The sequence below is a fragment of the Rhodococcus sp. H29-C3 genome (assembly GCF_030063405.1).
Taxonomy (GTDB): Bacteria; Actinomycetota; Actinomycetes; order Mycobacteriales; family Mycobacteriaceae; genus Rhodococcoides.
Genome location: NZ_JASITC010000002.1, coordinates 555,740 through 568,470, shown reverse-complemented (window position 1 = coordinate 568,470; position 12,731 = coordinate 555,740). Strand labels below are relative to the sequence as shown.

The following is a 12,731-nucleotide window of genomic DNA, read 5'->3' as shown; positions in this document are numbered from 1 at the left end:
CACACACGAGGATGCCACGGCACCGAAGATCTCGGTGGCGGCTAGGGTGAGGCCACCGAGGGGGCATACAGGCGCTGGCTGGTCGGCCGACGTTTTTCTCGCAAACGTTTGGACGTGCATCGATGGTCGAGCCTGTACAAAACCGCGAGAGCTTTCGCTCGCAACTGACGTCGGGTGAAGATCTGGTCGACCCGGCCACGTGGGCGGGTTCGGTGCAGCCGGCCAGTGGCGTCGCTCCGCGGGTGCGCATCGGTACCAACCGATGGTTCAACTTGCTGTGGTTGCTGCCGATCGGCTTCGTCGTCCTCATCGTCGCGGTGGCTGCCGCCAAAGGGTTACGCAGCACTGACTTCATGCAGCAGTTCATCGAGGAACATCCCGGTACCTCCGAGGCGGCTGCAGGTGAGACTGCTGCCTTGCCGGCATGGGTAGGGGCGCAGCACTTCCTCAATCTGCTCCTGATGATTTTCATCATTCGGTCGGGAGTGCAGATCCTCACCGACCACCCTCGGCTCTACTGGACCCGTCACAGCACCCCGGGGCGAGATTGGTTCCGAATCCAGAAGCCGGTTCCCACCGACCCGTTGTGGACTGCGAAGGAAGACTCGATTTCCCTACCCGGAAACGTCGGCTTGCCGGGCATTCGACACTCGATCGGTTTGGCGCGGTGGTGGCATCTCGGCACCAACATGCTGTGGCTCCTCAACGGTGTCGTGTTCTATGTGTTGTTGTTCGCCACCGGGCAGTGGCGACATGTGATTCCGACCAGTTGGGACGTCTTTCCCAATGCATTCTCAGTGCTGATCCAATACCTCTCGCTCGACTGGCCGCTGGAGGGGCACTGGGTGGCGTACAACGGCCTGCAACTGCTGGCGTACTTCTTGACGGTGTTCGTCGCAGCACCGGCCGCGATGATCACGGGATTGGGGATGTCGCCTGCGCTGTCCACCCGTTTCCGACGGATCAGCAGAGTGCTCAGCATCCAAACCGCGCGCTCACTGCACTTCCTCGTGCTGATCTGGTTCTTGGTCTTCATCGTCGTACACGTCACGATGGTCGTGACCACGGGTGTGGTGCGCAACCTCAACCACATGTACGCAGCACGTGACGACCAGAGTTGGATCGGCCTGGGGATTTTCGCAGTGTCGATGATCGTCGTGATTGCCGGTTGGGTTGCGGCAACTCCGATAACGTTGCGCCATCCACGGCTGGTGCAACGGGTCGGGTTTGCACTGATCGGACCGGTTCAGCGTCTGTTCGAACATGTCGACGCCAAACCTGGCGAGTACACCGAAGCAGATCTCTCGCCGTACTTCTGGCACAACGGCCGTTATCCCGACTCCGACGAGTACCAAGCCTTGCGCGAGAACGACTTCACCGATTATCGGCTGCGAGTGAACGGACTCGTCGACAACCCTCGCGATTTCGATCTCGCACAACTACGCGACTTGCCACACCACGAACAGATCACACAGCATTTCTGCATCCAGGGATGGTCCGGCGTCGCGAAGTGGGGTGGAGTGTCGATGCAGACCATCATGGACCAGGTTCATCCCCGTCCCGAAGCTAAATGGGTAGTGTTCTACTCCCTCGGCGACGGTTCCGACGGCGGCGTCTACTACGACGCCCACCCCATCGACCAGATGTCCTATCACCTGTCGATGCTGGCCTACGACATGAACGGTGCCCCACTGACATTTGGGCACGGCGCCCCGATACGGCTGCGTAACGAAACGCAACTCGGGTTCAAACAGGTCAAATGGATCAAAGGTGTGGAGTTCGTCGCCAGCTTCGACGACGTCGGGGGCGGTTTCGGAGGCTACAACCAAGACCACGAATTCTTCGGCTACCGTCAGACCCTGTAGATGCCGATCGATGAAGGAGAGTGATTCACATGAACAAGAGATCATTGACAGCGTTGGGTCGTGAACAGATAGCTAGCGCCGAAAGGGCGTCCAGTGGGCGCGCTGCCCACACTGTGTACGGGGGCCATGAGCACGTCCTGCGCCAAACGTTGGTCGCGCTCGTCGCCGGTCAGGTGCTCGCCGAGCACGAAAACCCCGGTGAGGCAACCGTCCACGTTCTACACGGCCGCGTCCGTCTCACCGCAGGAGAGGACGCCTGGGAAGGCTCGGCCGGAGATTTGCTCGTCGTGCCCAATTCACGTCACGCGCTCGAAGCGCTCGAGACCTCGACAGTATTGCTGACGGTAGCGAAAATTATTGCACCGTAGTCAATTTCGTCGGATAGAAAATGCTCGCGACTGGCTTTATTTTATTTACTGGGTATGGTCGGTGTCAGATCGTGATTGCCACTTCGAAAAGGGAGCGTCAATGGCTGAGAAAACACCGGGTCGAAACCTACGAAAACCCGCGCAAAGCATCAAAGAGCGTCGTGCTGAAAAGCGCGAAAAAAGCCGCGAGTCGACGGAACTGCTAACCAAGCGCAAACGCTGAACAACGAATTGAATTCGCGCTTGGGCCGATAAATTCGCGCATTTCATCTGCCCAAGTGCGAAATCGAAGCGGTTCACATCATGGAGAAGCGGTTCACATCATGGAATCGGCGTCGGTGCCAGACTGTTGCCGCAGGACCCTAACCACTGCGCGGACTCGATCGCCCTACTGGTCGGTGGGGCGGTAGAACACCTGTTCGCCGGTGATCGTGTGGAGCGAGTCGGACTTCCTATCCTAGAATAGGAAGCTAAATCTGCGCCAGGAGATCGACAGTCACCGCAATCAGCAGAATGACTTTGAGTACCTCGAGTGCGATGTAAGCCAAGTGGATATTCGACCGCGGCAGGTCCTCACCGGCAAGGATCCGGTTCGACCTCTTCGTCAGGGGCGGACGAACCACCGTGACCTGGAGCACCAGGATCGCGGAGACAAGCACAAGTAGCAACCAGCCATTCGTGTCCGCGAAAATCCACGCGACCGATAGCGCGACGGCGAGGACCACCTCGACGATGTTCAACGCCGCGAACACCTTACGACCGATGCCGAGGCCGATCGCCAGCGTCACCCCCGGTGCCCGAAACTTGATCGGCGCTTCGATGAACGAAATCGCGATCACCATGCCCAACCAGAACACCGGCAGAACCAGTTGGATGTCGCGTGCCAGACTCATCGAACCCCCCGATCGGTATTTGTCGCCGAACACGACGATACCTCGGTCGCCGCGCACACCGGTCAGGCTGTCGCACTCGGCAACTGTCCGAAAGTGATTGCCAGATCCCATGGCTGCATGTCCCACTGGGCCGGCCAGCCTTTCCGTGTACCGAAGCCGTGTACCCCGCGGCTACTTCAGAACGATATTGACCATCCGGCCCGGGATGACGATGACCTTGGTCGGAGTTTTGCCCTCGAGGATCGCGAGAATTTTCTCGTCCGCGAGGGCGGTCTTCTCGACGTCGGAGTTGGCGGAATCGGCGGGCACGCTGATGCGGCTACGCACCTTGCCGTTGACCTGGATCGGATAGTCGACGGTGTCGGCGACGAGCCACTTCTTCTCCACCCGCGGGAACGGACCATGTGCGAGAGAGCGATCGTGCCCGAGCTGCTTCCACAGCTCCTCGGACAAGTGCGGTGCCATCGGGGCGAGCATCAGCACCAAAGGCTCCACCACTCCACGTGGTGCGCCTGCCGGATACGCCTTGGTCAGGTGATTGGTCAGCTCGATGAGCTTCGCCCCGGCCGTATTGTCCCGCAGCGCAATGTAATCGGCCTCCACGCCCTCGATCACCCGGTTGAGGACGCGCAAGGTGTCCTCGCTCGGCTTCTCGTCGGTGACGCGGACAGCACCGGTTTCCTCGTCGAGGACCAGTCGCCAGACGCGCTGCAGGAATCGCTGCGCACCGACGACGTCCTTCGTCGCCCATGGCCGTGAAGTATCCAACGGTCCCATCGACATCTCGTAGACACGCAGAGTGTCGGCGCCGTATTCGGCGAAGATGTCGTCGGGGGAGACGGAATTCTTCAGGCTCTTGCCCATCTTCCCGTACTCACGGTTGACGGGTTCACCCTGGTAGAACCAGCCGCCGTCGCGCTCTTCCACCTCTTCGACGGGCACGTATACCCCGCGCGCGTCGGTGAATGCGTATGCCTGGATGTAGCCCTGGTTGAACAGGCGGCGATACGGCTCGCTCGAACTGACATGGCCGAGATCGAAGAGAACCTTGTGCCAGAATCGCGAGTACAGCAGATGCAGAACCGCATGCTCGACGCCACCGACGTAGAGATCCACCCCGCCCGGATCGTTGGGTCCGTGAATCTCGGGACGCGGTCCTACCCAGTACTTTTCGTTCTCGGGATCGGCGAAGGTCTCGGAGTTCGTCGGATCGATGTACCGGAGCTGGTACCACGAGCTTCCTGCCCACTGCGGCATGACGTTGGTGTCGCGACTGTAGGTCTGCAGGCCGTCACCCAGATCGAGTTCGACCTCGACCCATTCGGTGGCCTTCGCCAGCGGTGGCGACGGCTCGGAGTCGGCGTCGTTCGGATCGAACGAGACGGGAGCGTAGTCCTCGACCTCCGGAAGCTCTACCGGCAGAGCGGATTCCGGTAGAGCATGCGCATTGCCGCTCGAGTCGTAGACGATCGGGAACGGCTCGCCCCAGTAACGCTGGCGAGCAAAGAGCCAGTCACGCAGCTTGTACTGAATAGTGCCGCGGCCCTTGCCTTCTTCTTCCAGGCGGGCAATCACGGTGGCCTTGGCCTCGTCGACGGGAAGGCCGTCGAGGTACTCGGAGTTCACCAGCGGACCCTCGCCGGTGTACGCAGCTTCGGTGACGTCCCCGCCCGAAATGACCTCGAGAATCGGCAGACCGAACGCGGTGGCGAAATCCCAGTCCCGCTGATCGTGCCCGGGAACGGCCATGATCGCGCCGGTACCGTAACCGGTGAGCACGTAATCGGCGATGAATACCGGAACCTGCCGACCGTCGACGGGATTGACCGCGTAGGAGCCGGTGAACACACCGGTCTTCTCCTTGTTCTCCTGGCGCTCCAGGTCGGACTTCGCCGCGATGGCGGCACGGTACGACGCGACTGCCTCGGCCGGGGTGGCGGCGCCGCCCGTCCACGGGGTCGGGACGTCGGCGGGCCACTGCGCGGCGGTCACACCGTCGACCAGTTCGTGTTCAGGCGCGAGCACCACGTAACTGGCACCGAAGAGCGTGTCCGGACGCGTTGTGAACACCTCGACGTCACCGGCCGGTGTGCCGAACGCCACCTGCGCTCCGCGTGAACGTCCGATCCAGTTGCGCTGCATCGTCTTGACCTTCTCGGGCCAATCCAGGTACTCGAGATCGTCGATCAGTCGATCCGAGTACGCGGTTATACGCATCATCCACTGGCGCAAGTTCTTACGGAAGACGGGGAAGTTACCGCGGTCACTTCGGCCGTCGGCGGTGACCTCTTCGTTGGCCAGGACCGTACCGAGACCGGGGCACCAGTTGACCATCGAGTTGGACTCGTAGACCAGACGGTAGGAATCGAGAACGCCTGCCCGTTCGGTCGCCGACAGCGAGGACCAGTCTCGACCGTCGTCCATCGAGCGTGAACCGTCGGCGAAGGAAGCTTCGAGCTCCGAGATCGGACGAGCTTTCGCCTGATCGACGTCGTACCAGGCGTTGAAAATCTGTAGGAAGATCCACTGCGTCCAGTGGTAGAAGTCGACATCGGTCGTCGCGAGCGAGCGGCGACGGTCGTGGCCGAGTCCCAGCCGCCGAAGTTGGCGTCGCATGTTCGCGATGTTGGCTTCGGTGGTCGACCGCGGATGGGTGCCGGTCTGCACCGCGTACTGCTCGGCAGGCAACCCGAAGGCGTCGTATCCGAGGGCGTGAAGAACGTTGCGTCCGTGCATCCGATGGAACCGGGCGAACACATCCGTGGCGATGTAACCGAGTGGGTGACCGACATGCAGACCACTGCCCGATGGGTACGGGAACATGTCCTGGACGAAAAGCTTGTCTTTCGGTACGTCACCGGCGAGCTCGCCGACCGGGTTCGGGGCGTCGAAGATGCCCTGCTCATCCCACAGGTCCTGCCACTGCTCCTCGATACGCCCGGCCACATCCGCGGTGTAGCGGTACTCGGGTGCGGTCTCGTAGGGCGTATCAACTGGATCGGTCACACCCACCAGCCTAAGGCGTGAGCTGGGCCGACTGGTACTTCGGCCTCGTGGAGACGTATCGTGGCCACTGTGCTCATCGTGTCCGTAGTGATGTTCGTGCTCGCTCTCGTGGTCGGCGCAGTCGCCACCGCCAGTCTTCTGGGCCGGTTGCCGCGCAACCGCTGGGCCGGTGTGCGCACCCCCGAGTCGATGCGCGACGACGAGACGTTCGTCATGGCCAACCGTGTCGCCGGACCGACGAACGCTGCAGCAGCGTTGCTCCTGCTCATCGGCGGCGCTGCCGGCCTGATGCTCAGTGGCGCATTCTCCGTCGTCGCCGTTGTTGCGTGCGTTCTCGCAGCATTCGTCGTAGCAGGTATCGGTGGTTCCATCGGAGCGCGGGCCGCTGCCGCTGCGCCCGTCCCGGTCGCCGAGGAAGACTGCGGGCATTCGTGCATCTCGTGCACCCTGAAAGACGCGTGCCAGCCGAGCTGAGCGCGAGATGACATTGGGAACGCAAGACGCCCGAACCGACAAGGTGCGGACATTCGATCCCGCTGGAGTCGTCTTCGGGGTGGTTGTCCCGATACTCGCGGCTGGACTCGGCGTCATGGCGGCCTACCTGTGGAAGTCGCGGCTCCCACAACAGATTGCGACGCACTGGAGTGGCACCGAGCCCGACGCCTTCACCAGCCCCACCACCAGCGCCTGGACCCTTGCCATCGTCATCGTGCTGGTCGGCGGCGGATGTAGCGCCGTCGGAGCACTGGCCCACGCGCTCCTGATCATGCGACGCACGATGCTGATGATCGGATCGACGGTCGTCGGACTCATCACAGTTCTGCAGCTGGCCATTCTGTCCGGGCAGCTCGACGTCAGCACGGTCGAGGATGCCGAGGTGCCCAGTTGGGCGTTGGGCCTGGGCACCCTGGTCGGGTTCGCGGTGGGAATTCTGGGAGCCTCGCTTCTACGCGATTACCGTGAACGCACGCCTGCGACATCGCCACCCCCGGCCAGCCTTCCGAGAGCTGAATTCGACGGTCCGATCGTCCAACGCCTCGGTGCAGGTCCAGTGGCCGTGATCGTCCTGTTCGTCATTCTTGCCGCAGCCGCCGCATTCACCTGCTGGGTATCGAACTCCTGGTGGCCAATCGCTATATTCGTGCCCGTCTCGATACTTCCGTTGTCTCTCATGCGGTACCAGTTGGTCGTCGACGAGTCAGGGATCGGCGTGCGGAGTTTCGGCATGGCCGCCTTCGACTACTCGATCGACGAAGTGACCGGGGCATCGGTTCGCGAGGTCGATCCGTTCGGTGACTTCGGCGGATGGGGTCTACGCGTCAAGGGGCGAGGAAACTACGCCGTCGCGGTCCAGAAGGGGCCCGCCGCGTTCATTACCTTCGCCAACGGCCAGCGGCTGACCATCACGAGCGACCGTGCCGAGGAGATCGTCGGAGTACTCAACACCCTTGCCTCGCGGCGCTGAACACCGAAACAGATCGAGAGCCGGAATTGTCGGCTAATCTCCAACGTGGTTTGGGTTGGGGACGGGAGGTCGGAACGAACAACACGACACCGCCGTTCAGTGGTCGACAGTCGGAGACGAATCGACCGACCAGTCACCGCCGACCGGCCCTACACAGCGCCCGGGCCGCGCTGATCGATTGGTACACCCAGCCGTTCGATTACGAGTGGATGGCCAAGCACCGGTCGATACGTGGCCTCCACCAGCCGTTGCAATATCTCTTCGGCTCGGCAACAACGCTGTACGCAGTCGCCTCTGTTTTGATGCTGTTCAGTTCGCGAGGCCCGCACGGATTCGGCGCGCAAGCGTGGATCTCGATTGTGCTGCTCATGCAGGTGGCCGTCGCTCTGCGTTGGTTCTTCGGTCCGCTGCCCGTCAAGCGGGACTTCATTGCGTATGCCATCTTCGGTGATGCCGGCACCGCCTCGGTGCTGATGCTCTATTCACCGTTCGGTGCGCTGGTTGGATGCTGCCTCTTCGCGCTGACCGGCGGCTTGTGCATCTTCTTCGTCAGCCAGAAATGGATGCTGGCTCATCTGGCCCTGTGCTGCAGCTTCATCGCAGCCATGACGGTGCGCAACCTCCTGACCGCCGACGAGGACACCCCTACCGTCCTGGCTACCGCATTGGTAATTCTTGCAGCCACCGCAGTGGTACCGCTGCTCGCTCATATCGCATGGACCGCGATCGGTCGTGATGCTCGACGCTCACTGCTCGACCCCTTGACCAACCTGCTCAACCGTCGCGGACTCGACGACGCGGCCGAAGACCTATGGCACCGAGGTCACGGGCGCGAGTTCAGCCTGACGGTCCTCGTGATCGATATCGATCGATTCAAAGTCGTCAACGACTACTACGGGCATGACAGCGGTGACGCCGTGATCGTCCGCGTCGCCGACCGCCTGTCGATGCTGTTTCAGGAAGACGGCGTCGTAGCGCGCACCGGCGGCGAAGAATTCATTGCCGTCTTCGCCGCACCGGACGCCATCGTTCACGAACGGATCCACGACGTTGTGAACACTTTGAACAGTTCCAGCGACCCCATCCCCATCACCGTCAGCGTCGGCGCGTGCGTCCTCGCCTCGCCCTCGAGCCTGTGGGTCGACGGACCCTCGGTCATCAACAAGGCCGGCCGGATTGCCGACTCGATGATGTACCGGGCCAAACTCGACGGTGGCAATCGAAGTTCGACAACCAAGCTCTGAAAGCCTCGTTCGACGCCGTTTCATCCTCGATATTATTGCGCCACTACTGATTCGCTCCTGGCAGCGGTCCGAGCGCGAAAAATCGTACTCAGTTACGCGTGACGTCGATCGGGTGTGAGGCCAGCATCGCCAACGGCATCGGTTGACGGCGCAGGACGTGCGCCCACAGATCCACCCGCGGCGCCCCGATGACGTCGGATGCCAGGGCCGAGACGACAATCCAGTCTTCTCGCTCGAGTTCGCTCGCCAACTGGCCGAATGTCCAACCCGAATATCCCGCGAAGATTCGAACGCCTTCGACGAGGGATTCGATCTCTGCCGGATCGGAATCGAGATCGACCATCACCACCCGCCCGTCGACGCGTCGAATCCCGGGGACACCGTCGATGGCGACGCCGGTTCGGACCGTGGCCAGACACAGGGCCGAATCACGCTTGACCGGTCCGCCGACGTACAGCGCTTTCGGTCGAGCGGCCAAATCCGTCCACTGCGGCAGAACATTCTGCACGGCAGTCTCGCTCGGCCTGTTGATGACCACACCCAAGCTACCGGCGTCATTGTGTTCGATCACGTACACCACGGTTCGGCGAAACGTGGGCTCGACAAGTTCGATCGAAGACACCAACAAGCTCCCCGGGCGCACCGCCTGATCGACCGATGCCATCTGGTCTTCGGGTTCTTCCGCATGCGACGCCATGGAGTCATTGTGGCACCGCCGACCACCCGATGGAACGCATGGCATGCCATGCGTTTTCGGGCGCTACGTCAGGCCGGCAAGCTCGACCAAGAGTGCAAGCTGATGCTCGAACAGCTGGTCGCGGGCGCTGAAAGTCGACGATCCGTACTGGTCGAAGACGTCGAAGCTCACGGCACCGAACAGCGATGCCCACACCAGCACTCCTCGGGCCAGCGCTTCGTCGGACATATTCGTGCCCATTTCGTTACGAACCTCGACGAAACTTTGGTGCAATCCGGACAGCGACACCGTGGTCGGCCGTTCCACCAACCTGCCGGCGCGCCAGGCCGCGTCGAAAATCTCGACGAGCTTGACGATGACCCGGGTGCCGGGTCCGGTCGTGTGCTCTGCAGGCGCGTGATATCCGGGGACCGGACTTCCGAACAGCAACGCATAGCCGGCAGGCTCGCGCAGACCCCATGCGCGCACGGTCCGCCCGAGTACCAAAAATTTCTCGACGGCCGAGTCGAGTGCATCCACGGCCTCGTCCACCTCGTCACCGAGCTCGGTGTACGCGTCGACGACGAGGAGGGTGAGCAGTTCATCGCGGCTCTTGACGTAGCGATACACCGCCGAGGACACGACGCCCAGGTCTCGCGCGACGGCACGCAGCGACAGCGCCGCAGCCCCATCGACGGCGAGGTGTTCGCGGCCGATGCGAGTGATGTCGGCCAGCGTCCGAGTGCGCGCTCGTTCACGGGGAGTGGTCGTCATGCTGCCGATACTAGAGCACCGAACGTTTTAGAGAGCACTGCTCTTGCTTTTTGTTTCAGGCAGGCGCACACTCGAAACAACAGAGAGCAGCGCTCACATTTTCGAGGGAAAGAGTTACCGTGAACCAACTACACGTCGTCACCGGAGCCGGACCCGTCGGATGGACCGTCGCGCAACAGCTTGCCGCCCAGGGATATTCGGTACGCATTCTCACTCGTTCCGGATCCGGACCCGAACACCCGTCGATCGAACGACGCCAGGTCGACATCACGACCGGAGACCTCCGCGGCGCCTTCCACCGCGCCACCGCCATCTATCACTGCACCCACGTCGCCTACAGCGACAAAGCCTGGCGCGCCCAACTCCCCGCAATGGAACGACTGGTCCTCGACGCGGCCGCCGGTACCGTCGTCGTCTTCCCGGAGAGTCTCTACTCCTACGGCAAGATCGACGGACCGATTCGAGAAGACCTGCCGCGGAACGCAACCTACCGCAAGCTCGGCGTCCGAACCGGACTACTGGCCGCTCGTGACGCCCACTCGACACCGACGATCAGCGTCGCGGCCTCCGACTTCTACGGTCCACGGGTACGCACCGCACACATGGGCGAACGGATCGTTCCGAACATTCTGGACCACAAAGCCATTCGAGTTCTCGCTAACGCCGACATACCGCATTCCTTCACTTTCGTGCCGGACTTCGCCGCGGCAATGATCGCGGCCGCAGCAGACCCCGCACTGTGGGACACATTTCTTCACGCGCCCACCGCACCCGCACTCACCCAGCGAGAGATGATCGAACTTCTCTCCCGCGCAGCCGGAGTAGACGCACCTCGGGTCGGCACACTACCGGCCTGGCTGATCCGCACTCTCGGCGTCGTCCCCGGGCAGATCCGCGAACTCGGCGACACTCTCTACCAATTCCAATACCCCTACCAACTCGACAGCACCAGAAGTGAAGCGCTCCTCGGCCTCCATCCCACTCCACTCGAGGAAGGGGCAGCGAGCACTCTCGCGTGGTGGAAGTCGACCCACATAACCCCGGTGTCCTGACGATGCTCGGCTGAGCCGCGCCCTTCCCTGGGGCTACTGTGCGGGGAGTGAGTGAAGAAACATTGCGGATGCGGCTGCGCACATCGCCCGGCGTCGGCAAGCTCACCGCGATTCGCTTTGCCGGTCAGTTCGGGGACGGACTGTTCCAAGCCGCGCTCAGCGGAGCGATCCTGTTCAACCCGGAACGCGAATCCAATCCAGTAGCCATTGCCGCTGGATTTGCCGTCCTGCTGGTTCCGTATTCGGTCATCGGCCCCTTCGCGGGCGCGATGCTCGACCGATGGGATCGGCGCGCGGTGTTGCTGTGGGCCAACGTCCTACGCATGATCCTGATCGCGACCACCTCGCTTCTCCTGTGCACAGGTGGTGGCGAGACCCCGCTGCTCTTGCTGGCGCTCACCACAGTCGGGTTGAGCAGATTCGTACTCGCCGGAGTATCCGCATCTCTGCCCCACGTGGTGCGCACCTCATGGCTGGTTCCGATGAATTCACTGCTCGCGACCATCGGATCGGGATTCGCCGCTGCAGGAGCAGGCACCGCCGTCGGGATCATCGGGATCATCGGAGCGGGAGACCTCGGATCCGGCATAGCAGTCGGCGCGGCGGCAGCCGGATCCATCGTCGGAACGATTGCCGCAGCTCGGTTCGCACCACAGTCACTCGGGCCTGCCACAGTCGCCGAACCGACCGAGCACGCCGCGCTACGGGCAATCGCCGACATTGCAGCAGGCCTCGGATCCGGTGCTGCCGCAGTGTGGCGATCTCCGATGGTGACGGCAGCGCTGGCAGGTATCGGCGCGCACCGCATCGTATTCGGTGCCGACACCCTGATCATGGTGCTCATCCTGCGCGAGAAAGGCTCGAGTTCTCTCCCCGGCGGGCTTGCCGGCTTCGGAATCGCCGTGGGCGCAACAGCAGCGGGAATGCTTTTGGCAGCGGTCCTGACCCCGTTCGTCCTTCCACGATTCGGGCGAGTGCGATCCATTGTCGGGGCCTTGATCCTCGCCGCAGTCGTCCAGGCGACGTTCATTGCGACCATGACCCAGACGAGCTTGCTTCTCGGCGCCTTTCTACTCGGCGTCGCTGGACAAACCGTCAAGCTCACGGGTGATGCGTCGATGCAAACCGACATCGACGACGACCATCGCGGACGCGTCTTCGCCCTGCAGGACACCGTCTTCAACATCGCCTTCGTCGCCTCGCTCGCAGCTGCCGCCTTCGCGGTGGGCGCCGGTTCCACCAACCTTGCCGAGGAGACGTCGGCGCACGCCGTCGTCTACGCCGGAGTGGTGGTCTACATGCTGGGCCTGCTCGCCGTCACCCTCAACAACCGTCGTGCTCGCCGCTCGTCACAGTGATACCTTGATCGAGGACCGCACGGTCTGTTC

The 12,731-nt window shown here is 62.4% G+C and carries 11 protein-coding genes; 7 read left to right on the top strand and 4 right to left on the bottom strand.

Annotated elements, in window-relative coordinates:
- Positions 1–122 precede the first annotated feature (122 nt).
- Both QMK32_RS06700 and QMK32_RS06695 read left to right on the top strand, forming a co-directional pair.
- A complete protein-coding gene (locus QMK32_RS06700) occupies positions 123–1,865 on the top strand; it encodes a molybdopterin-dependent oxidoreductase (protein ID WP_283473832.1) in 1,743 nt (580 codons plus the stop codon).
- Positions 1,866–1,894: 29 nt separating this feature from the next.
- Positions 1,895–2,233 (top strand): cupin domain-containing protein, encoded by a 339-nt coding sequence (locus QMK32_RS06695; protein ID WP_283473830.1) that lies wholly within the window; start codon positions 1,895–1,897, stop codon positions 2,231–2,233.
- 470 nt (positions 2,234–2,703) lie between these two features.
- Here QMK32_RS06695 and QMK32_RS06690 read toward each other — a convergent pair whose 3' ends face one another.
- The gene (locus QMK32_RS06690) at positions 2,704–3,126 is read right to left on the bottom strand and encodes a hypothetical protein (protein WP_283474004.1); all 423 of its coding nucleotides are present in this window, start codon (positions 3,124–3,126) and stop codon (positions 2,704–2,706) included.
- A gap of 171 nt (positions 3,127–3,297) precedes the next feature.
- On the bottom strand, positions 3,298–6,132 hold the full coding sequence (gene leuS / locus QMK32_RS06685) for a leucine--tRNA ligase (protein WP_283473829.1): 2,835 nt from the start codon (positions 6,130–6,132) through the stop codon (positions 3,298–3,300).
- A 69-nt stretch (positions 6,133–6,201) separates the two neighbouring features.
- On the opposite strand from leuS, the gene QMK32_RS06680 reads away from it, so the two are divergent.
- From QMK32_RS06680 to QMK32_RS06670, 3 genes are read left to right on the top strand one after another with little or no spacing between them, the layout of a single operon-like run.
- Complete coding sequence (locus tag QMK32_RS06680) at positions 6,202–6,606, top strand: SdpI family protein (protein ID WP_269302825.1); 405 nt, start codon at positions 6,202–6,204, stop codon at positions 6,604–6,606.
- Between the two features lie 7 nt (positions 6,607–6,613).
- On the top strand, positions 6,614–7,597 hold the full coding sequence (locus QMK32_RS06675) for an SdpI family protein (RefSeq protein WP_283473828.1): 984 nt from the start codon (positions 6,614–6,616) through the stop codon (positions 7,595–7,597).
- 26 nt (positions 7,598–7,623) lie between these two features.
- Positions 7,624–8,841: a GGDEF domain-containing protein gene (locus QMK32_RS06670; RefSeq protein WP_283473826.1), complete on the top strand. Its 1,218-nt coding sequence runs from the start codon at positions 7,624–7,626 to the stop codon at positions 8,839–8,841.
- Between the two features lie 88 nt (positions 8,842–8,929).
- Here QMK32_RS06670 and QMK32_RS06665 read toward each other — a convergent pair whose 3' ends face one another.
- Both QMK32_RS06665 and QMK32_RS06660 read right to left on the bottom strand, forming a co-directional pair.
- The gene (locus QMK32_RS06665) at positions 8,930–9,538 is read right to left on the bottom strand and encodes a YqgE/AlgH family protein (RefSeq protein ID WP_283473825.1); all 609 of its coding nucleotides are present in this window, start codon (positions 9,536–9,538) and stop codon (positions 8,930–8,932) included.
- A 63-nt stretch (positions 9,539–9,601) separates the two neighbouring features.
- Positions 9,602–10,291, bottom strand: a complete 690-nt coding sequence (locus QMK32_RS06660) for a TetR/AcrR family transcriptional regulator (RefSeq protein WP_283473824.1) — start codon at positions 10,289–10,291, stop codon at positions 9,602–9,604.
- Between the two features lie 119 nt (positions 10,292–10,410).
- Here QMK32_RS06660 and QMK32_RS06655 point away from each other — a divergent pair, with 119 nt between their 5' ends.
- Both QMK32_RS06655 and QMK32_RS06650 read left to right on the top strand, forming a co-directional pair.
- A complete protein-coding gene (locus tag QMK32_RS06655) occupies positions 10,411–11,343 on the top strand; it encodes an NAD-dependent epimerase/dehydratase family protein (protein ID WP_283473823.1) in 933 nt (310 codons plus the stop codon).
- Between the two features lie 68 nt (positions 11,344–11,411).
- A complete protein-coding gene (locus QMK32_RS06650) occupies positions 11,412–12,701 on the top strand; it encodes an MFS transporter (RefSeq protein WP_283474002.1) in 1,290 nt (429 codons plus the stop codon).
- The last annotated feature ends 30 nt before the right edge of the window (positions 12,702–12,731 follow it).